The following is a 21,322-nucleotide window of genomic DNA, read 5'->3' on the forward strand; positions in this document are numbered from 1 at the left end:
AAATGGCCGCCTTCAATTCGGAACGCCGGCCGGAATGAAATCGGAATGACCGGCCGGCTTCAAATCGGAATCGATGGCCGGCTTCATCGGAATACGCAACCAACGCGCTGCCACACCAAAAATCCTTGCCAAGCGGAGGCCTTTCTCTCCACGCTCTCACACTTCTTGAAGCTCATGGGCTTCGCGACGTTACCGCTGATGCCCCGTCCGGGTGCGCTCTTCCAACCTAGGTCGTTTCGTTTGACGAGTTTCTTCATTGAATGCATCGTTCAACGATCCGGTGAGTTCGGTCGTTGTAGAGCTTCGCTTTGGTTCTGAAGCAGGCGCCCTTGAGCCTGGGGAATGCCGGACTGGCTTCGAAGGGAGAAGTGAAGCTTGGCCAAGACGCCGTATAGGGGCGGATTGTGGTGGCGGCCGGTAGGCTTGGTCAATAAGAGCCTCGGCATACCGATCGAGGTGCTTGTCAAACTGCTCCGACGGCCCCAAATTGTTGCGGCTGGTCTTGACGAGTTCCAGATCTCTGACCAAGTGATTGTGCCATTCCGCCGCCGCCTGAGCATTCGACGCGGCCTGATGAACGAACGGGTCAAAGCGGCTTCCTGCGCTGTTTGCTCGCGTGAGGATGCTGTTTTTATACTGGTCGAGTGGCATGCTGCGCATAAACCGATCACCCTTCAGTTGAGGGCTGCTTGCAAGCCTTTGCCAGGTGTTATCGAGCCACTGAATCTGATCGGTGCTCAGTCCTCGGTGGCGTTCAAGTAACAGGACATCTAGCCCTTGTGGCTTCTTCATCCACCGTTTGCTGCCGTCACGTTGTTCTCGGCGGTTCTCATACATTATGGTGCCATCACGCCGGGCAATGACAATTCTGTCAAAATTCACGTCGCGCTCTGCGTCGAAAATGGCGCGCGGCCAAGCTGCGTACCTTTGGGTGTGGCCCCTGTCCGAGACCATGGCATTCGTCCCGATATGGTCGCTCTTTAGTGCTTTATCGGTTCGGTCTACGACAGCTGTCCAGCTTATTTCTCTTGGCTCAGCGATAAGATAAAGTACCGTCTCATATCCCCAGCTCTCGGCAAATTCGATGTCTTCCTGCATACCTAATGGCATGCTGCATTCTACTAAGATGTGAGCTCCCATCTCGCCCGCGTCATCTCGCAGCTTGTCACACCACTCAGGCGTGAACTCGCGCGCTTCTTCTTGGGCCATTCCAGGATCTTTCGCCGCGAGATCATGATATCCATCCACGTACTTGACTAAGTCGTCTGGACAGATCTTTTGCGTCGGACCCCGCAAGCGGGCTGCTATGTTGTCCATAGCAGTTGTCTTGCCGATGCCGTTTTCGCCGGCAACAATCCAAAATTGGGGCCGACCTCGGACTCCTTCTTTGACGAGATTCGCCGGCGCGATTTTGCGATCGTAAATGTAGGAACAGCGATCGGCGGACATGAGAAGGCTGTCTTCATCGCCGGAGTCGACGTCGCCAAGAAGTGAGATGGCAGAGCCACGATGTAATGCGGTTTCTTGGTTTTTAACCATCTCGGGCGATCGTTTGCTGCTTCTCATTGGCTCAGCGAGCCCTGGGCTGGCAATTAATGTGAGCTATTAGATACAAGTCAATCTCGAGTGCGAATACATGAGTTACGTTTGTAAGTGTGGTGAGGCGTATCTGGTCGCAACACCTTGGTCACTGTGCATAATCCAGCCCCGACTTAGTCTTGACGCGGCAAGGAGCCTTGGCGCTTGGTGGAATCCGCCAACGATCTCGACGTCCCTTTTTTAATACGACTGCCGGTCGACTGGCGCGCGGGTGGCCCACGCGGAAAGTCTATCTTCGGCAACTAAACGAACCGGCGAGCGGCAGCTAAACTCCAGCAGTCTACAACACGAGGCGCACCGGTAAAGAGCCGCCCGGCTTCGCCGCAAAACAGAGTTTCTTACTATTGCATTTGTAGTGATTATTAATTTTCAAAGGCGGGGGTTTAGATTAATCTATGGACATGGGTAAATTGGGATACTTTTGATGAGCAACGAAAGCAATGCGAATACTGCAAAAATTAGCCGTGGCCCCGCGGCCATTCGCGAGAGACTATCAGGGGCTAGACGACTAGATGTCGTGATGACTGGCACCGATGAGTATGAAGCAATCAGGGGGAACGGCGGAATTCCCAACTCAGTCAAAACGGCGGTTGACGCAATTCACAACCGTCAAGGCTCGGAACTGCAAACTCAACAGAACCAGGTAGTCGCTCCCAAACAGATGCAACTGAATGGCGTCGAGCCGGGCTCGGTCGCAAAGGCAGTTCGGAACATCGAAAATAGTCAAGCTTCGAAGGGGAGACCGGCAGGCCTAGACGAGCGGAACGATCGAGGTCGCGCGTTAGTCCGCGGATGATCGGGTTCTCCAGCATGCGTTAGGACATGGCCGGCCCCGGTCGCATTGAGAACCAGTTCGGACTGTCCGCCTTCCTTGCAGTGCCCATCTCTGGCTGCACAATGCTCGTATTTCTTTGCGAATGCCACCAAATCGTCGCTGCGAGAGATTGTACGAGAGATGTTCCATACCCGTCCGCTGTAGCTGGCAATTGAACCGGCATGGCCGATTGGCGGGTGGGTTCTTAACTCCTCCGCTTTAGCGGCGACTCCACATAGGTGGGATCCTGCCTCTAGCCTGGTTCGTTGATGCTCGGACATGTTCCAATCTCTGTCTCTTGCAAGCTTTCACCGGGCTGTATTGGACAGCCACTCGGGTAAGAAGCATATTGAGGCTGGCGAGACTCGAGTCAGGGTCTTAGAAGCTAAGTTACTCTAAATTGGTCCAGCCAACATTTGATTCAGTTGACCTTTTCGATGCGAATTGGATGGGTGCATGAAAGAGCGAAGATATAGTTCGAATGAGCGTCCCACTAAACGGCGTAGATTTGATGTTGGCAATGACGGGCTCTCATCATCGTATAAGGTCTCAAGCCAAGAGCTCGACCTGGCCAAATCGCCTAAAAGAGCCGAGGATAGTGACGGGTTTTCTGATTTTCCGGAAGGTGGAACGAGTGAGGTTGACCGTATCGTTGAAGAAGCAGAGCTCTCGATCCAGGGCAGGAAGGCAGCCGATCATGTCGACGAGTTCTCCGATTTCTCGGATCATGAACTGCCCGAGCTAGATCGAATCCTGCATGATGCCGAACATGCCGACGAGTTCTCCGATTTCTCGGATCGTGAACTGCCCGAGCTCGATCGCATCTTGCAGGATGCTGAGCACGCCGACGAGTTCTCAGATGACGAGTTGCCCGAACTTGAGCAATTCTTGCCCTATGCAGAGAGCAAGATTGGTGGTGTTGCAACAGGGACTTTGAGCCAGCCGGCGGACCTTCCTACCGAAAATCTCCCTCCCGCGCGTAAGCTGGTCGATTGGGCGACAGACCAGAATCGGCCCTGCCAATCCGTTAGGCCCAGCCCACGCCAGATAGCCCCTGATGCCGTGCGAGCAGGCCAACTCAGCGCCGCAGCATCGCGACCATTTCCTCTCTATCTGAGATCCGTTAACACGTGGCCCCCGGAACATGATCTTGGAGTTTACTCACACGGTCATATCGTTACAGAAGAGAAATACAGGTCGTTACTATCCAAAGTAGGGCTGTACGATCGTCTGTTTTTTGCTTGCAACGAGGAGGAGCTCGGGGAGGAAATGGGCGTTTTCCCGTACGAAGCGGATTCGCTTGAGGGTAATATATTTGGGAGGGAACCATCACCCGATCGGTGGCCGTTTCTCACATTTGACGGCGAGAAGTCGTTTCAGTCGGGAGAGTACAAGCTTCTCGCAGGTTCTGGTCTTTGCATTCAAAGTCGTTTTTCTAACGAAGAGGGAAAACGCGTTTATATCCAGCTAAGTGAAAACCAAGCCGCAGAGATGTCTGATCCGTTAAGACAGGTACTTGGCTATCGCTTTCGGACGATGTCCAAAGATGAGTTTGCTATTGCGAGGAAAGATGCATACTCAGCAAACCAGTTTGAAGCGATTAGTTCGGCCTTAGGGAAGCTCCGGGTGCTGAGACCGCCACCTGATCGTCCTTGGAAGTTCGACTTGAGTTTGCCCCTTATTGCCGCAAAGCGCAGTGAGTTATTCCGTCGCGGTGACGCGGTATTGCCGCCCGACAGCAGCCTTTGCCTCGCGGTGAATTATAACCAATTTAATCAGCCCACCTATGCCAAGCTTAATGTTTATCAAGCCGCTCAGTTTACTGAACAGGAAAAACGATTTCTCGGCCTGCGTCCGCTATGGGCGGCTTCCTTAACGCCTTTTGAGCAACACAAATTTGGACTGCTTCCACCGGGATCCGCAGCCTTGAAGAGTGCGCTCGCCGTGGATTCAGAGCTGCGGGCTTATTTCGAGGAAAACCGGTTAAGACGTCTTGATCGGCGGTATACAGCTCTTGAAAAGGAGGCAGTTTCCCTAGGCGGAGAGCCGGTTCGAGGACAGCAACAACCCGAGAAATATGATGAGCGCTCACGCAGTCGAGGCTCACTGAACCGTTGAAGCCCTTCAACAACCAGTCATACGCAGCCAACAGCGAACTACTGGTCTAGCCATTCGTGGCGAACGGTCCGGTTATAGTGCGCGCTTCGCAAAAGCTGGACATTGATTCCGCTACTTAATATGTCTCAGATGAGGGGTGCATTCCAACGGTGTCCGGAGATTACCGGAAACCCTGTCCGGACTTTGCCGAAACGCGGGCCGACCGCGATCATGAGACGCCGAAAAATTGCGCCGCGGCGGGGGTGTAACTCCGGTCGGGCTACGCCCTCCCTTCGTCACACCCCTGCCGCCGAGTCTCATCCTGATTGACGCTGAATCTCACCTTGATTGCCGCCGCGCAAGAAGCTGCAGGGGCAGGCGGTAAGAGGAATGCAGTTACAGCTGTAACTTACGTTGGACTGGCTTAATCAATCTTACTACCTAAGCGAGGGCAATGATGTGTGGGGGTTAGTGCACTTCGGTGAAGCGACCGAGGCTTTCCACAAAGCTCGCATAGATTTCATCATTGCCTCCTTCGCGAGCCGCATCACGCTGCATACGACGGCGCACGACACGCGGATCCGCTAGACGACGATGGTGTTCGCGCATCGCTGCGTTTACTGCCAATCTGAAGAGATTGGGACTGAGCGGTTTGATAGCAAACCGGTAAATGCGGCCGCTGTTAATCAACTTGATAACCGTATCGCTTTGCGGGGAAGCTGTCATTACCACGACGGTAATGGCCGGATCAATTCGCGCCACTTCCGCCAGCAAGTCGGTGATGTCCACTCCATCGACCTGTGCGTTGGTGACGATTACACCGACCTGTTCTTGGATCAAGACTTGAATCGCTTCCTTAAGGCTCGAGGCCGCATGAACCCGGTAATCATAGGTGAACATCTCGACCACTTCCTGGCGATCGGCCTCACACCCTTCGATAGCAAGGAGCTGCGATGCGATAGAAAACTGGCTTCCTTCTTTGTTGCCCTGCCAAACCGGTTCAACTACTTGGCGGGTGACCCTTGCACTGCGCGCGGTCTCAACCGCTTCAGCAATCACCGAACGCAGTTCTGATTGGTTCCAGGGTTTATTCAGGAAACGAAAGACCTCCCCTTCATTGACGGCTCCGATGATGGCGACGAGGTCGCTGTAACCGGTCAACAGCAGCCTTACCGTCGAGGGCCAACGCTCACGAACTTGGGCGAGAAGTTGGATCCCGGTGGTTTCCGGCATCCTCTGGTCGCTGGCGATCACATCGACCGGAACAGTTTCCATGATCGCCAAAGCTTCACGAGCGCTCAAGGCCGTGTAGACTTCATATTGGCCGCGAAACATAATCTTGAGCAGGCGAACGATCCGCTCTTCGTCATCAACGAAAAGGAGTACTGGTTTATCGTTCATAACGTCACCTCTGATTCGATCTAGGGGCTGGCGGTCGTTTGGTCGCGCCGTTGTTGATTATTGCTGTTTAAGCTGCCACGAGCGGATCGATCCGCTGCGGTAGCACCGACGTTTTCTCATCCTGACGAGGCAGGGTGATTGTGAAGACAGTACCGCGGCCAACCTTGGAGGTGACGGTGATAGTGCCGCCATGGTTTTCGATAATGCGATAGCAGATCGACAAGCCCATTCCGGTTCCTTCGCCTACTGGTTTGGTGGTGAAGAAGGGATCGAAGATGCGGCCTAATACATCTTCCGGGATACCAGGACCGTTATCGCAGACATCAATCTGAACCGTGTCCAACGAGGTGAGGCGCGTGCGGATGGTCAGCATACCCCGACGGTCAAGCGCTGCCATAGCGTCAACAGCGTTGACGATGAGATTGAGAATGACTTGGCGCAGTTGCGACGGTGAGCCGACGATTTTCGGGACGCCATCAAACTCGCGGGTGACATCGGCAACATATTTGAGCTGCGGACGTGCGATCAAGATCGCACTTTCGATACCCTCTTCGACTGAGAAGTCCTCAATGTGACCTTTGTCAAGGCGGCTAAAGTTCTTCATTGTTCGTACGAGTGTCGCCATTTCTTCAAGGCCGTGCAGGCCGTCATTTAGAAGCGTTTCGAGTTCGTCACGCATTTCGCGACGCGCCTCCTCACTAAGGTCTTCCTCCACATCGCCATGCATTTCGTTCTCTGGTTCTGGCAGCAGCCGCTCTTTAATCAGCTCGAATACAGCTTTGACGTAGGCGAGGGGCGTGTTGATCTCGTGGGTAATACCGGCCACCATTTGGCCCAGAGCAGATAGTTTGGCATGTTGAACCAATTGCTCCTCAACATCTTGATTGGCCTGAACGAGCATGCGGTTGTCGTTATTTAGTTTCATGAAGCGTCGACGTAGACTGAACACGAATGAAATAAATGTGATGACCAAGAGAGCGGCGAGGAATAGCGAGATCCCCCAAAGGCGCTGAAGCCGGTCTCCACTTGTCCTTTCAAGGCTAATGAGCTCTGTTTGGATTCTCTCCGCAGCGGCATCGGTGGGAACCGAGGTAATTTGGAGCATAAGCTCATTTCCACGCTGTCGCTCTGCGATTACCACTTCGATCTGCACGAGAAAACGTTCGATAGTTCTGCTTAAAACAGGCGGCATCGTTTTCATTGCGGCGCGCAACGCGGCGTTTTTCTCCTGAATAGCATTATGAAGCAAAGGAGTGGGCGAGATCGTAAAACTCACCATGCTTGTTATCGCCTCAGTAATCAGGTCAGCGGTGCGCTTGTTGGAGTTCGAGAGCACCCGCAACACCTCAGGGGCTTCGTAACTGTCCGAAATCGCATTGGGTAGTACACTGACCGCGTTTCGCAGCATCGCGTAGCTCGCCTTGACCTGTTCGGAAAGCCACGCCTTGTGCTCTATAGCCCTTCTGTATTCGTCAACAGAAGGGCTTAAACTTACCAAAGAAGCGTGTCTTTGCGCCTCTTGCGCGAGCTCTGCGATCCGGACCTTCATATTGCGTGCAGCTTCGGTGACGGAGTCGTAATTTGGTGCGATACCGAGCTGAATTGAGAGCACCTCGTTATCCCACCGGGCTTCCGTCACACGTGCACTTTCAAAGCGATCGCGGAAGTTTGGTATTGATGCGTCGGTCGCCTGGATCTGCCAGATCAGCCAAGCCAGGCAGGCGGCGAGAACGACGATCAGCCCAGTACCAGCCGCCCAGCTCAGCTTTGAGCCAAAGAACTCTCGAATAGCAGGATAGGTCAAAGCGTTCACTCTCATCGTTGGGCGAAGTACCGGAGAAGGGAGAAACTGAATCAATCGCTTAAGACGGGCGAAACGTCGCCGCTCAGGCTTTTCAGAAAGCTCTCTAGTTTGGAAACGTCGTCGTCGGATATTTCTCTGCCGAGTTGATAGGTCGCCATCAAAGAGATTGCTTCAGAGAGAGACTTGGCAGAACCATCATGGAAATAGGGCGCAGTATCAGCGACGTTTCTAAGCGGCGGCACGCGGAAAACCGGCTTGTCATCAGCTATTCCTGATCCATGGGCGGAACCAGCGGTTTCAGCACCCTTCGTAATTGAAGGCGGTGAACCGAAAATCCCGAATACCTGCATCATATTACCTCCCACGTTGATGCCCTGATGACACGAAACGCACCCGTAGTCCTTGAAGATCTGATAGCCATTCTTGGCATCTTCCGAAATGGCATCGGTTTCGCCTCTTAAATAACGGTCGAATGGCGCATTTGGAGTAATTAGAGATTTCTCGTAGGCGACGAGCGAATCCACGATATTCTTCCGCGTCACACCGTCCGGAAAGTTCTGTTTGAACTCCGCCGCGACACTGTCGTCGCCCGACAAAGTAGCGACTACCTCTTCCCAGCTGCCGCCCATTGTGCGTTTTGCTTCAATAACTTTGTCGGCTTGTTCTTCAAGCGATAATGTCTGCCCGCTCCAGGAAAACTGCGTATTGAATCCTACGTTCAATATTGTCAGGCTGTTAGTAATCCCCGGATAGCCAGGAAGCCCGCTGGAAATTGAACGCCCATCCGTCATGCCGAAAGCGGGCATGTGACAGCTCGCGCATGATATGCCGTTACCGGAGGATAGCCGGCTATCGGCAAAGAGACGCTCACCGAGTCGGACTTTGCCTTCGTCCAGGGGCATCGACAGAGGCAGAGGACTGATTGGCTCCTGGACCTTTGTTGGCGACGAAGCAAAGCCGGATGTGGGAACTTCAAGATCTGAGGATAGGGTTGTCCCGGCCAAGCCGCTCAGAAATGCAGCAGCCATTATAAATAGGCGCGTTGTTCCCCAAGGCCTCCCCACCAGGGGGGCTCTAACGGGGGGTGCGGCATGCAAGCCCGCAAGGTCGTCAGTCATCGCAGTCTTGTCTCCTAGGTCCCACTCTCGGCGTCGGGACCGACCGCAATCGTTCCGCACTTTCCTTCATGCTTATAGCTGAGGCGATAGATCGGGCACCATGCATAACGGCTATACCACTATGCGTCAGGAGGTTGTTTGCGAAGGCGTACTCTTCCGCGATGGTGACGATATTCTAGGCTGAGCAAGGTAACGCAGGTCGTTCAACTCACCCTAAACGGACAGCAGACAAGGATAGTGGTTCTCGTGGTTCATTGAATGGCCGCAACGCTGGAACCGCGCAACGGGGGGGCAATAATGCTTTCAGGAGTGGCGGAGCGGAAAATGCTGAGCGTGCGGGGGCTATTGCTCGCGGCTTGGCTTACCCTGATCGCGTCTCTGCTTTGGGATCCATACTCCGCCAGCCTAACGGAGCCTGGCAATTTGAGCAGCCCCTTCAGAATTTCCGACCATTCGGTCATAGTGCAAGGCAAGGAAGTTCACGTCGAGCCATACGCGCTGGGTGCGCGGCTGTTCTGGACTATGCTCGTTCCGATCGTGCCTCTCTTCCTTCTCGTATTCGGGCATGAAGCTTGGCGGCGAGTCTGCCCCTTGTCTCTGGCCTCCCAGATCCCAGGACTAATCGGGCTTCGTCGATGGCGCAGTGTCTTTGAGCGACGCACAGGGCTCGTGCGAAAAACGTTGCCGTTAATCGATCGGCAGAGTTGGGTGGCACGTAATAGCTGGTACGTGCAGTTCGGCTTTTTGTTTACAGGGGTCACCGCGCGCCTCCTCATTATTAATACCGACCGAACGGCAATGGCCATCGCTCTTCTTACCGTAATCTCAATGGCCGTGCTGACCGGCCTGCTCTGGGGAGGGAAGACCTGGTGCAACTACTTCTGCCCGGCAAACATCGTTCAAAAAATCTATACAGAACCCGGCGGCTTACTTGAATCTAACCCACATTTCACGCGCCCTAAACTGCCACAGTCGATGTGCCGAAAGAGCACGCCACGTGGAGATGTCAGTGCCTGCGTAAGTTGCTTGTCGAATTGTGGCGATATTGATCTGCAACGTTCTTATTGGAGCGGTATTCTGGATCCGCAGCGGCGCGATGTCTACTATATGTTTTTCGGACTAATACTAGGATTCTACGGATATTATTTCCTCTACGCCGGGAATTGGGACTACTATTTCTCTGGTTTGTGGACGCACGAAGATGGTATACGGCAAAAGCTGCTAGCACCGGGTCTTTACATCGACGGGCATTTGATTCCCGTGCCAAAGATTGTTGCCGCACCTTTGACCCTTGCGTCTGCTTGTGGAATGTCTCTAGCGCTGGGACGAGGCCTGGAAGCATTGTATCGCAGGTGGCGTTCACGTGATGAGACAATGACGGAGAAGGTGCTCGTCCACCATTGCCTGTCAGTGGCCGCTTGGTTGTCCTTCAACAGCTTCTATCTTTTCGGTGGGCGACCAAACATTCTTCTTCTCCCCACCCTCGGTGGCCGTTTGATCGATATTGCCATAGTCGCATTGAGCACGATTTGGCTCAGACGTGCGTTGCAGCAGAGCCCTTTTCGCTATCAACAGGAGAGCATGGCTTCGAGCCTACTGACAGAACTCAAGAAAATGAAAGTCAATGTTAGCAAGTTTCTAGATGGGCGCAATCTCGAACAGTTGAAAGCGAACGAGATATATCTTTTGACGAAGGTCTTGCCAGGCTATTCAAAACAACAAAAACTTGAAGCCTACCAGAAGATCCTTGACGAAGCAGTCACTGAGGGGTCGACAGCAAATAGTTCTTCACTCAGGCTTCTTGAAGACTTCCGGACACAAATGAACATATCGGAGGAGGAGCACAATGCCCTGCTCGAGGAGCTGGGTCTTTCCGGCATCGGTAGCTTGGATGCGGCGTCGGTGACGCAGGAAGAAAAGGCAGCCTCGCTTGAACATTATCGCAGCCTAGTCAGTGGCATCGTCGCCACCAGGCTGAACGAAGGCATAGCCGTTGGCGACCTAATGAATGACGCCAGCTTCAAACAAACAATCGACCTTGTGCGACATAGCTTGCAGATCGCGGAAGCCGACCACGTCGCAATAATCGACGAGGTCACTTCCGAAACCGGTGTCGTCGGCGCCAAGATGGAAGATGTACTTGATGAGCTTTTGCGGCAGAAATCGGTTCGTCTTTGCTTGGAGGCTGCGGAAATCTCTGATCCACTAGGCACACAACTGCTAAATTTGCTTTTAGACGCGCTGGATGCGCGTGAGCAGGCGACCCGCATCCAGGCCCTTCAGGTTCTCAGTAGTTTCAAGCCAGGTGCGGAAACCCTGCACTATGCCGAAGACCTCGCGTCATTGTCAGGGCATGCTCTCGAGCCTCTGCTCAGACAGACCGTGCCTTCGGCCCCTAGTCACCAATGGCGCGACATCTTCGACCCCCAGGTTCTCGGTATCTTGGCAGGAAATCACGGGCCCACGCGAGACACCTCGGTCGGGGCGGGCATGGAAAGGCGCACACAGCGCAGGGCGATCCTGGGGAGCTTGGATGTCGAGGAGAACCTCGCCGAACTGCTATTGTTCGAAAATCCTGTATTGCGGGCAGTCGCGCTCGTAATTTCGGGTTTTATCAGCCCATCGATCGCTAAAGATGCCGCCCAGCGCATGCTTAGCGATAATGTGGTGGATGATCATCCGCTTTTGTCGGCCACGGTCCTGCATATGGCTGGCATGGGCGGCATTGAAGAGCGGGGACAGGTAAAGCCGCTTCTGAGGATTGCAACAAGCGTCGCCGGGGCGAAGGCTGATATTCTCACTTTCCAGCAAGACTATGTAACCTTCGGTCGAGCTCCTGACAATGACGTAGTTATTCCCGACGCGGCCGCATGGACCTACCACGCCGCGATCAGCGTGCATCAAAGTGAGATCAGACTGGTTCGTCTGGATGGTGGCAGAATCTTTGTGGATGGCCACGCGGTCCACGATGAGTCTGTCGAGCTGCACAAGATGAGTGTCATCACGTTCGACAGCAATTCTGAAAATGGGCCGAGGATCATGGTCGAATGGGTCAACTCCAGTGACGTCGCCACGCCAGTGCCAACCCAGCCCATTCTTCGGCTCGGAATGTTAAGCCAGAATGATCGTTTGAGCCGTCTATCCCTCAACAGCCTTGCCGACCTCGCGATTAAATCCCGCGTCCGCCGTTATGTCCGTGGGAGCCATCTGGAAAATATTGCCCCAGAGGACGGCCACTTTCTTGTGCACCAAGGGGAAGTCCGTTTGTTCGATCCTGGTGAGATGGACTTTGTCCCAAACGTTGCCTTCGGTTCGGGCGAGTTGATCAGCCCTGAAGTCTGCGGGTCCACCTCGCAGGTTTTCGCCGAAGTTAGCAGCGATTTCGCCGTGATCCTGGATGTCCCGCCTACGCCCGAGGTTCGCGCCGCGGCAGTCAAAGCTGATTGGCGGAAAAGCAACTCAAGACACGCAGGTGCCTTTCCAAATAGTGAATTTGGTAGAGTGAGTACAGTTTCTGATATTATTGATGTTGATAAAATTTAAGGGATTAAAGAAGCATGACGATTATGAACCACGCTGTTCCAAATGTCTCAGCTGAGATTGCGCGAGTTGCTTTTTCGCTTTTTGTGCATATAGCCGATATGGAGAGGAGTATTACGGCTCAGGAGGTTCGAAGATTTCAGGTCTTGCTCAACGATACAAGCTGGATCGGCAATGAGGATTTGAAGGCGGGCCTTGCAGATCTGAAGGAACGGTACACGTCATTTTGGAGTAACTATGAGGATCGGGTCTTTTCCACTGACATCAAATCGATCGCGGAAGCACTCGAGCGTGTACACAGGTACATCGGAGATCAGCGGGCTAAGCAATTAAAGACTGCCCTTGGCCGCTTCTTGATCTTGCTTGATCGCGGCTCTTTTGGCGTGAAGCTCGGGCAAAAGGACAACCCTTTGCGGGCACAGGCTAAGAATGATCTTGCCACTCTCCTGATGGACGCTTCCCCTCCAGCTCTGCCCTCGCCTGTTACGAATATCACGGGCGACGGTGAGGGCGTTGCGGCGCCCCTGCCGTCGCAGCCCGTGCTGGCTGAAGTGGCGGCGCGTCCTAGAGATACAATCGTTCCCCCGACCCTGCAGCGGGAGGTTTCCGTCCAGCATGAGTCTCCATCTGCTGATGCTTCGACTTCTCTCAAGCAAGTGATCCAGGCGCATAGGCAGCCGGATCAATGCAAGATCTTGTCTGGCAAGATGAAGCTATTCTGTGTGTCGGCGACGGCAGAGACAGGCGACGTGAAGACTTACGAGTTCGTCGGTGAGCCGGGGGCACTATTTCACTACCAACCCGGTCAAGCAATTACGATCGAAGTGCCCATTCAAGGCACGATTCTACGTCGGACTTATACCATCTCTTCGTCGCCGTCGCGGCCTTACGCGATCTCGATCACAGTAAAGAAGGTGCCGCTGGGTTGGATGTCGAACTGGCTGTTCGACAATATGCGTCCGGGCGTCGAATGCATGGCGAGTGGACCTTTTGGCAAATTCAGTTGCGTCAACTTTCCGGCTGAGAAACTGCTCTTTGTCGCCGGCGGCAGTGGCATCACGCCCTTGATGTCAATGCTACGCTGGATTGCGGACCTGGCCTACAACGTGGACGTGATCTTTATCAATAACGTGAAGACGCCTTCTGACATTATTTTCCAACAGGAACTGCTACATTTGAGCGCCCGCCTTGGGAGCCGCTTGCGGCTGTCCATCATACCTGGCGCACCATCCCCGGGGATCCCGTGGCATGGACGGACGGGTGGCATTGACGACATGTTGTTCAAGTCCCACGTTCCTGACCTCAACGAGCGTGAGGTGTTTGTTTGCGGTCCCCCGCAGTACATGGCTGCTGTAAAATCGATACTTATTTCTCTGGGGCTACCAGCTGACCGATACCATCAAGAGGCATTCGGCGCAGCCGCAGCAGCTGCTCAGTCCTCTCGCTCAAACGCTGCGACTCCGCTTCCACAGAACGGGCCAGTGTCGACGACCAACAAGGCCGCAGTCGCGGCAAACCCGGCCTCGATACCGACATCTCAGGTCTCCCTGACCGTGCGTTCGCCTGCCGTGCAAGCGTCGCCTCCCGCGGTGCCCAAACCAATGGCGCCTCAGGCTCTTCAGTCGCCGCGCCTTGCAGCGCCGGTCGAAACGGGGCAGCCGAAGATGCTGCCCCCGAAAGCGATGGCAGCACCCACGGCTTCAAGTCAGCCCCATGTATCAATTGAAGGAAGCGGCGAGCGTTTTTCGGCGGGCGTGGGGCAGACTATTCTTGAAGCGGCAGAGATCGCAGGTGTCACGTTGGATCATTCGTGCCGCTCCGGAAGCTGTGGGTCCTGCAAAATGCGCAAGCTGTCAGGCGAAGTTGAGATGGAGGCGGATAGCTGCCTCTCTGATGGGGAAATTGGCGCGGGCTATGTGCTCACATGCGTCGGACGTCCAGTGGGTCCGGTAGTCCTTACAAGATTATAATCATGTGGACTCACCGGATGATCGAATGCGGGCATCGACCTTTTTCAAAATTGGTCCCAGGATCCCGACCAGTGTCTTTCTTCGTCACTCAGCGGTTTGTCATGTAGGTATAACCTAGGCGAATAGCACCACTAAAAAATCGACTTGGATAATCCGACGCGAGTACGGAAAGATCCGGGATCTGATCCGACATGCCTGATCCGAGCCATCTTTGTTTATAATCTAAATGCAGAGTCCGACATGTTAAATATCGACTGTTTCGATACCACTGCACCAATGCCCGGTCATGAACGGCAACCATTCTTCTTCCAAACATACCACTAGGCTCGAAGTATGGATCACCTCGAAACTCTTGGATTGGGCGCCGGGCGCGGCGACGAGCTTGAGAAGAAGCTTGCAGGTGTCGATCTCAATCTCCTGGTCGCTCTTGAGATGTTGCTTCACTATCGCAACGTTACCCATGCCGCGAGGCAGCTTGGACAAACTCAGCCGACCATGAGCAGGGCGCTGGCACGTCTGCGCGACCTTCTCGGGGACGACCTCCTCGTGAGAAGCTCAACTGGGATGATCCTGACCGCACGCGGCGAACATCTCGCCCGCATCGTGCCGACGGCCATGACGCATGTTCGTGAAGTCCTATCAGCGCGCCAGGCTATTTCAGACGTTCGAATTAGCATAACTGCTACACTGATGCCCGCTCTGCTTCCTCATTTCATGCAATGGGCTTCGCGGGAAAATGATCTGATCAAAGTGAATATGCACAAGTTTCCCGAGGAAGGGTTTGCGGCACTTCGCGCCAAGAGCGCGCAGTTCACGCTCGGTTCCCCATGGCAAGATGGGACATACTGTGAGTTCGAACGGGCAGCTATCGCGGAAGAAGATTTTGTTACCCTCGTTTCGTTTGATATCCACCGGGTGGGGGGCGCCCGCCCGAGCGAGGAGGCATTCCTCGCCCTTCCTCATATCAGCCTAGTGGAGAATGGCCGGGAGCTGTTTCCGCAGGTGCCGCAAGCCCTGCTCGGCGCTGGGATTCGACGCTCACGCCTCATCGACATCCCGGATATCACCTCAGCGGCTTTGATGGCGGCCGAAAACGGATACGCCCTCACGGTACCACGTGCGATTGCGGGTTGGCTCACTAAGACGTTGCGCCTTGCGGCGCTCGTCCCGCCGCTTGAAATTGCCAGCCATCAAATTGAACTCTGTTGGAGAAAAGCCACCAGCAAAAATCAAAATTCGCGCGTGATCGACGATATACAGCGCATCACTCGCGCTGCGATCGCGCAAGACCAAGAGGCCGTGCGCACCGTTCGGCTTTTGGGGGAAGATTAATCGCATGACCGCGAGGCAAGCACTGAGAGACCAGGCGCAAGATCTCGATCTCGGGATGATTGATCTCAACCTCTTGCTTGTACTACATGCACTCCTGAAGTGCCGTAATATTACACACGCTGCCAATGAGGTGCGCCTAAGTCAGCCCGCAGCAAGCCGAGCATTGTCCCGCTTACGGGAAATTTTTGAAGATGAGCTGCTCATCCGAAGCAACCGCCTGTTCGAGTTAACGCCCCTTGCGGAAAAGCTGGTAGCAAAGGTTGATGCGGCTATTGAGAATATCGGCAAAATTTTTAGCGGTCGGCCTGCGCCGATGGAGCGGTTCTCCCTGGCAATGCCAGACCACCTTGCACTTCTACTGACTGGGCATCTAAGCAACTATTTCCGGGAGGTCTCTCCCACAACCGTGTTTCTTCCGTCGATCGGGTTCTCGAATGTTTTCAGCGAGCTCGAAAGCGGGCGGCTTGACCTCGCGCTCGGGCTAGCAGACGACGCCTCCCCTGGATTCTATTGCCGAGGTCTCCCGCCAGTTCCGACATTATGCGTCTGCCGGACTGAGCACGTCGCTCTGCGCGGGAGCATCGCCTACAAGGATTTGAGCCGTTTTTTATCAATCCGAATTGGATCAAGTTACAATACTGCTTTCGGAGAGGTCTACGATGGACTTGACGCTCTGCGGCCACGCGGCGGTGAGACATTGACGGTGCCGGATATCCACACGGCCGCGCGCCTCGTTCAAGACACGGATGCGGTGCTTGTGCTTCCGGCTCCCTCGGCTCTCTATCTGGCGTCGCGATATAGGCTGGAGACATTCGTGCCGAGCAAGGGGCCGGCGTTGCCACCCTACAATTTGTCGCTCATCTGGCACGAACGGTGGCATCGCAACAGCATCCATGCCGGTGTTCGCAGCATGATTGCCTCGCATGTGTTGGAAGGGGCCGCCTAGCCCCGCCAAACGTCGAATTTATTTTGGGATTGTCGCTATAAGCGACTGCGAACCGGCGTCAGTGCAAAGCTGCAGCCGGTATCGCGTAGGCGCGATCTCGCCTATTTTTTGGCGGTTTCCCGGGCGAAGAAGCTGGCAAGCGCCGCGTTCGCCAGTTTCCGACCGAAGCTCCGGGTGCTTTCAAGACCGAGTGGGTCAAAATGCGCCCTAGCAATGCCGAGGAGGGGATTCGGCATCATTCGCGACGTCTGGACAAAATCGTCCAGACGAGTCGCGGGGTTCGTGGCATAGAACTGGGGCCCCTTCCGGAACGACCCATCTTCGAGCATGCTTTCGTATTCGTGAAGGGCTCGCCTTAGCACCATCTGCAACGCTTTTCGGGGCGGATATTGCCGACACAACATTTCATAAATAGGAGATACACCAGGGGCGGGGAGAAGTGCGGATAGGAAAACCTGTGTTTTCTCGGCGCGTAACGGTAGGAGGGACTGAAGAAATGGTACCGGCTTTGTGAGGCCCTTCGCCGACTGTGCCGCGGCCTCCCTCTTTACGACGGCTTGATCATCACCGTCGGCTCTCGCGGCGTAACCCCTCTCAGCTGCGCTCGTCGCCATCGCCGTTCCGGATTCAATTGGCGAGGCTGGTGAGGGGAGAGGGGGCGGATTAACGTTCTTCGTTGAGGAGGGAGCGCGATCCGGGGTGACGGTGTTGGAAGGTGATTTCTCTGGCGCAGATCGTTCCTCGGCGAGCCGTCGAGCTTCCGAAACGGTGAGCGATGGCTTGCGGATACCCATGTCTTAAGCCTCCAAAGCTTCGGCCACGAACTCTCCCAATTGAAGTAGCTCTTCCATGGCATTATCCAAGTTGCGTAAGGCCAGTCGCAGACCCGGGTCGGCTGCGGCTTTTTCGATACTTAGGTGCAGCATTCCGCGGTCCTTCATCGAGGCAAACGCGTCACGTTCATGTAGAGGGTTGCGGGTTAAGGGAAGCGCATGCAGCATGTCAGAAACGGAGCGTTGTGACATCGTTAGACGACCGACGGGAACGCGCTGACGAAGAATCGCGGTTGGTATAACGAGGTCTTCGCCCATCAGAAGCTCAATGATGTAGCGGTATGTCGCGAGTGCTTCGTCGACGTCTAGAGGGGTGAGCATTGTCGGAACCATGAGCAGATTAGAGCTCGCGATAATCGTATTGTTGAGTTCGCTCGAACCGCCTTCGGTATCGATTAGGACATAGTCAAAATGTTCAGCGTCGGCTTGCGCGTAGGCTTCCTCAAGCAGAGGCAGTTCATCGGCGACAAAGATGCTGCAGCCTGGATCCCAGGTATCCCGCTCGGCGGCATTCGCGCGCCACCGGCTCAAGGGGCGGTTTTCGTCGGCCTCAAATAGGGCCACCCGCCGGCCGCTGCTAATTAGCGCAGAGCAAAGGCCCATCAAGGCGGTCGTCTTGCCCGCGCCGCCTTTAAACGAACAGAATGTCACAAGTTTCACGGGGGGTTCCTCTTACTTCTTCAAGCAAAATATATATGTAAATACGTCCACCAATAATATTGGCAGAGGAACTCTTAGAACAATAGGTTATTATAGGATTGAAAGCGGAAAAATATTTCGGTTGTAACGAATGCCGGAGGGTTTGTTGCAGTCGAAATAAATCATGCTCTTGAAATATGGTTCCCGGATCACTGCGCGCTCATCCAGAAGTGAGAAGTGCTCGACCAATTTGCGGATCTTAAAATGCATCATTGCCGAGTTCGCCGCGAGCCTTAACGAGGGCCGGCCCGCGCTTGCTGGTTACCCGGCTCATGCCAAGCTTAACCGTAGATGGAACGGTCCGTCTGGAGAGTTGTGTTTAGCCCTGCTCTACTTGAATGTAAGAGCAACGGACCGGTGTCGATGTTGGGCTTGAAATCGATCGTGGCAAGAACGTCTGCAGCTCGTCGGGCTTGACGAGACTGCTGTTTTCTGCGCCGTCGCATTCAGGCGCGTCGTCTACGCTGTGGGCGGCATGACGGCCGGGAGATGCCTCACGGTTTCCAATATCGGCGGCGACCGCAGTGCGCGTCGTCGAGCTTCACCGCCAGCATATTGGCGAAGCTAACGAGCGAACGGTCGACGCGCGATGGCGGCGCGTCGGCGAAGTCCTCAAAGACGAATGCGCCGCTTCTCTCAACCATGCAGCATATTGTTTCACCCAAACTCTAACAAGGTCATCCAGAGCTAACCGATTGCGCCACTCGTAATCGAAAACTCCTTTGAGCCCATGATGCCTTTTTCATGTTTGTAGAAAAGTACGTTTATTCGTCATAAAGTATACCTTCCAGGAAAGGCAGCATGACTGCAATGATGGTGGGATGTATTACAGATGTAAGCCGATGTAAGTCGTCGAGAAGGATGCTTTCCATTGACTAAACTATTTGGCAACAACTATATTTATTATGAATGTTATCGTGAGTTGATGTTTGTTATTTCAGGATTCCGTAATGATAGATCGAGAACTGAGCCTCTGGCCCGAAACGATTATTCCAAACGGCGCGCGAGCGCAGAAGGTTATGCCGAACCCTGACGGTTATAAGATCGTTAGTGTCCGATTGCGTGAAGCCGAGTTTTTTAGTTTTGCCGAGCAGGTGAACGCCGCAGGGCTAACCAACAATATGGCCCTGCGTATCGCCGCACGCCGGATTGCGGGATTTCTAGAGATCGACATCGGATCACGCACGTCGCTTCAGGATATCTCTCGCAGTATCGGCGAGATGGCTGCAAGCCTTGCTGACCTACGTCAGGTGGCGCAGCGCTCCGATTACATCAATATGGACGCCCTTAATGAGCATCGAATGGCATTCGGTAAGGAGTTCATGACCCTCGATTCGCTTCTCCACCAGCTTCTCAACATTTCAAAGCGCAGGCGCGATGGCCGGGCGATGCTTATAGAAGCGAGCCAGCAGTAGCCTAAGTCGGGAGGGCCAGACGATGTCGGGACCGCAAGCAGTCGCGAAGATGATCAGAAACGGGGGCACGCGTTGCCCTGCGGATACTAAGCGGCAATTTGGCTACTTGTCGCAAGACGGAACGGTACTTCTGGAGCTTCCTGATGGCTACGGCGGGCCTGAGTTGGTTGTGTCTCCGGATAAGTTCTTAGCGACAGCTGAGGAATGGGCACTGAGCACAGGCAAGTGGCAGCGTGGCCAGATCGTTGACGGTTCGTCTCCAACTTTGACAACTCACTTGGTCACAAGCTTTCCTCCAGGGACCAACCAAGAACTGGCAAAGCGAGTAGCTCGAAACTTTGCGTCGCGGCTGTTCGATAGACCGCGCCGACGAACTGATTTTCCTGAAGGCGCGCGTGAGCATAAGTTCCCATACATCACCGCCTTACACACAGACAAAGGGCATCCACACATACATATTGTGGTGTGCCGAAGTTCGACTGAAGGGGGGTGGCTGAAGATCGCAAATCGCCAGGGCGAGCGTTCTAATCCAAACGTACTCGACACGTTCACATTTTCCGACCTGCGATACGAGCTTGTCGAAGCGGCCTTTGAAGAGGGTTTGGATCTGGAGGCAACGACGCGTCTGGGGCGGGGCCTAATGCCGAGAAACTTCAGTGACGTGGCGTATCGTAGGGAGTCGCCAGCCATTCGCGAGCAATGGCTTCGCAGGGCTGCTGGTGGTGATGACAATTTCGTGCGTGTCACAGAGGGGGGCAGCGAAAGTGGAAGCGGGACGGGCAATCGCGTCGAACCGGATCGGGGCCACACTCCGGAGCCAGAGTGGAGTGCAACCGGCACGGATAGGGAACCTGTCGAGGTCGAGCGCGCTCGTGCAGTCACGCATGACTGGATGCCGGCCCGGGCGGAGCCAAATGTGAATCCTTCTCTTGAAGACGGCGCGTCGGATGTACCTGGCCAGATGGATCTGGACGACGACGCCGGGCGGCCGGGGGAGAGATTGCCCCAAAATATGCACACGACTTCAGACAGTTCGGGCGCATCTGGCTCCGCAGCAGGTGAAGGAGCCGAGGATGCTGGCACGGGGCTTCGCCGGCGGTGGTCGGAAGCACTTGGCTCTGACGCCACCAACGGGGATCCGCCAGCGAGTGGGGCACAGCGGGAAGATACACGGCCTTCTAAGAGAGCCAGGAGAGACAAAGAACTGCCCAACGTTCTAACTCGCCGTGGCGAGGCTCTTGAAGAGTCCGCTAACAAGGCCAGAGAACGATGGGAAGCGGCGGAGGAAAAGGTCAGTTCGGGCGCTGTAACACGGGCTCAAAAACGCGCGGTCCAGGAAGCGGAGGAAGCGAAGGAAGCGTGGATAACAGCTGAGCGGGACGCTCAGAATGACAGGATGAATCCTGGCAGCAAACGGCGCGCTGATGAGGCAGCGGTCAACAGTAAGCGACCGCGCCTAGCTTCCGCTGCAGAAGGAAGCTCTGCAGGCGAAAATGAGGCAGGATCTGGCAGGTCTGACGAGCGTGAACCGGCTCGAAGCGCCCGTTCTGGTCGTCACCACCCTCGTCGCGGCGGACGCGAAGACTGATTTTCTCGCTAACGAAGGAGAGTCGGATGTCACGAGTGGATACGATGGGAAGCAGAAAAACAGCGAACAGGAATCCCTGTGGGGTCGAATCATTGGCCATCAGTGGCCCGTCGCAAAGCTGCGCGTTTCGACATGGGAAACGCGTCTAGCAGAGTAAGAGGAACAA

14 protein-coding genes are annotated in these 21,322 nt (G+C 54.7%); 7 read left to right on the forward strand and 7 right to left on the reverse strand.

Annotated features, from left to right (window positions below):
- Positions 1-189 precede the first annotated feature (189 nt).
- A complete protein-coding gene (locus ASD00_RS22840) occupies positions 190-1,539 on the reverse strand; it encodes a zeta toxin family protein (RefSeq protein WP_057208948.1) in 1,350 nt (449 codons plus the stop codon).
- 1,330 nt (positions 1,540-2,869) lie between these two features.
- On the opposite strand from ASD00_RS22840, the gene ASD00_RS40305 reads away from it, so the two are divergent.
- Positions 2,870-4,531: a hypothetical protein gene (locus ASD00_RS40305; protein WP_156585739.1), complete on the forward strand. Its 1,662-nt coding sequence runs from the start codon at positions 2,870-2,872 to the stop codon at positions 4,529-4,531.
- Positions 4,532-4,978: 447 nt separating this feature from the next.
- Here the strand turns inward: ASD00_RS40305 and ASD00_RS22860 are convergent, their stop codons facing one another.
- From ASD00_RS22860 to ASD00_RS38125, 3 genes are all read right to left on the reverse strand, one after another.
- Positions 4,979-5,911, reverse strand: coding sequence for a response regulator (locus ASD00_RS22860; protein WP_057208956.1), 933 nt, complete (start codon positions 5,909-5,911; stop codon positions 4,979-4,981).
- Positions 5,912-5,978: 67 nt separating this feature from the next.
- Positions 5,979-7,715 carry an ATP-binding protein gene (locus tag ASD00_RS22865; protein WP_162249747.1) on the reverse strand — a complete coding sequence of 579 codons (1,737 nt, stop codon included), beginning with the start codon at positions 7,713-7,715 and terminating at the stop codon, positions 5,979-5,981.
- A 50-nt stretch (positions 7,716-7,765) separates the two neighbouring features.
- Complete coding sequence (locus ASD00_RS38125) at positions 7,766-8,833, reverse strand: cytochrome c peroxidase (protein WP_082523682.1); 1,068 nt, start codon at positions 8,831-8,833, stop codon at positions 7,766-7,768.
- A 258-nt stretch (positions 8,834-9,091) separates the two neighbouring features.
- On the opposite strand from ASD00_RS38125, the gene ASD00_RS22875 reads away from it, so the two are divergent.
- From ASD00_RS22875 to ASD00_RS22890, 4 genes are all read left to right on the forward strand, one after another.
- The gene (locus ASD00_RS22875; RefSeq protein WP_057208962.1) at positions 9,092-12,376 is read left to right on the forward strand and encodes an FHA domain-containing protein; all 3,285 of its coding nucleotides are present in this window, start codon (positions 9,092-9,094) and stop codon (positions 12,374-12,376) included.
- A gap of 14 nt (positions 12,377-12,390) precedes the next feature.
- Entirely contained in the window at positions 12,391-14,343 is a 1,953-nt protein-coding gene (locus tag ASD00_RS22880) for a hybrid-cluster NAD(P)-dependent oxidoreductase (protein WP_057208964.1), read from the forward strand.
- Positions 14,344-14,676: 333 nt separating this feature from the next.
- Positions 14,677-15,675 carry a LysR family transcriptional regulator gene (locus ASD00_RS22885; RefSeq protein ID WP_057208967.1) on the forward strand — a complete coding sequence of 333 codons (999 nt, stop codon included), beginning with the start codon at positions 14,677-14,679 and terminating at the stop codon, positions 15,673-15,675.
- A 4-nt stretch (positions 15,676-15,679) separates the two neighbouring features.
- Positions 15,680-16,621, forward strand: a complete 942-nt coding sequence (locus ASD00_RS22890) for a LysR family transcriptional regulator (RefSeq protein WP_057208969.1) — start codon at positions 15,680-15,682, stop codon at positions 16,619-16,621.
- Positions 16,622-16,722: 101 nt separating this feature from the next.
- Here the strand turns inward: ASD00_RS22890 and ASD00_RS22895 are convergent, their stop codons facing one another.
- The 3 genes from ASD00_RS22895 to ASD00_RS40310 form a co-directional block, all read right to left on the reverse strand.
- Positions 16,723-17,415, reverse strand: a complete 693-nt coding sequence (locus tag ASD00_RS22895) for a VirC2 family conjugal transfer protein (RefSeq protein ID WP_082523683.1) — start codon at positions 17,413-17,415, stop codon at positions 16,723-16,725.
- Positions 17,416-17,418: 3 nt separating this feature from the next.
- Complete coding sequence (locus ASD00_RS22900; RefSeq protein ID WP_057208972.1) at positions 17,419-18,114, reverse strand: conjugal transfer ATPase VirC1; 696 nt, start codon at positions 18,112-18,114, stop codon at positions 17,419-17,421.
- Positions 18,115-18,647: 533 nt separating this feature from the next.
- On the reverse strand, positions 18,648-18,797 hold the full coding sequence (locus ASD00_RS40310; RefSeq protein WP_156585743.1) for a hypothetical protein: 150 nt from the start codon (positions 18,795-18,797) through the stop codon (positions 18,648-18,650).
- 306 nt (positions 18,798-19,103) lie between these two features.
- Between ASD00_RS40310 and ASD00_RS22905 the strand changes: the two genes are divergently transcribed.
- Positions 19,104-19,568, forward strand: a complete 465-nt coding sequence (locus ASD00_RS22905; protein ID WP_057208974.1) for a DNA mobilization endonuclease VirD1/MobC family subunit — start codon at positions 19,104-19,106, stop codon at positions 19,566-19,568.
- 1,493 nt (positions 19,569-21,061) lie between these two features.
- Entirely contained in the window at positions 21,062-21,313 is a 252-nt protein-coding gene (locus ASD00_RS40780) for a hypothetical protein (protein ID WP_057208976.1), read from the forward strand.
- Positions 21,314-21,322: the final 9 nt, after the last annotated feature.

It is taken from the genome of Ensifer sp. Root31 (assembly GCF_001424825.1).
GTDB classification, from domain to species: Bacteria; Pseudomonadota; Alphaproteobacteria; order Rhizobiales; family Rhizobiaceae; genus Ensifer; species Ensifer canadensis.

Coding starts and splice junctions, on each gene's coding strand:
- ASD00_RS22840 (WP_057208948.1), bottom strand. CDS start 1,539: ATGGTTAAAAACCAAGAAACCGCATTACATCGTGGCTCTGCCATCTCA.
- ASD00_RS40305 (WP_156585739.1), top strand. CDS start 2,870: ATGAAAGAGCGAAGATATAGTTCGAATGAGCGTCCCACTAAACGGCGT.
- ASD00_RS22860 (WP_057208956.1), bottom strand. CDS start 5,911: ATGAACGATAAACCAGTACTCCTTTTCGTTGATGACGAAGAGCGGATC.
- ASD00_RS38125 (WP_082523682.1), bottom strand. CDS start 8,833: ATGACTGACGACCTTGCGGGCTTGCATGCCGCACCCCCCGTTAGAGCC.
- ASD00_RS22875 (WP_057208962.1), top strand. CDS start 9,092: ATGGCCGCAACGCTGGAACCGCGCAACGGGGGGGCAATAATGCTTTCA.
- ASD00_RS22880 (WP_057208964.1), top strand. CDS start 12,391: ATGACGATTATGAACCACGCTGTTCCAAATGTCTCAGCTGAGATTGCG.
- ASD00_RS22885 (WP_057208967.1), top strand. CDS start 14,677: ATGGATCACCTCGAAACTCTTGGATTGGGCGCCGGGCGCGGCGACGAG.
- ASD00_RS22890 (WP_057208969.1), top strand. CDS start 15,680: ATGACCGCGAGGCAAGCACTGAGAGACCAGGCGCAAGATCTCGATCTC.
- ASD00_RS22895 (WP_082523683.1), bottom strand. CDS start 17,415: ATGGGTATCCGCAAGCCATCGCTCACCGTTTCGGAAGCTCGACGGCTC.
- ASD00_RS40310 (WP_156585743.1), bottom strand. CDS start 18,797: ATGGTTGAGAGAAGCGGCGCATTCGTCTTTGAGGACTTCGCCGACGCG.
- ASD00_RS22905 (WP_057208974.1), top strand. CDS start 19,104: ATGATAGATCGAGAACTGAGCCTCTGGCCCGAAACGATTATTCCAAAC.
- ASD00_RS40780 (WP_057208976.1), top strand. CDS start 21,062: ATGAGGCAGGATCTGGCAGGTCTGACGAGCGTGAACCGGCTCGAAGCG.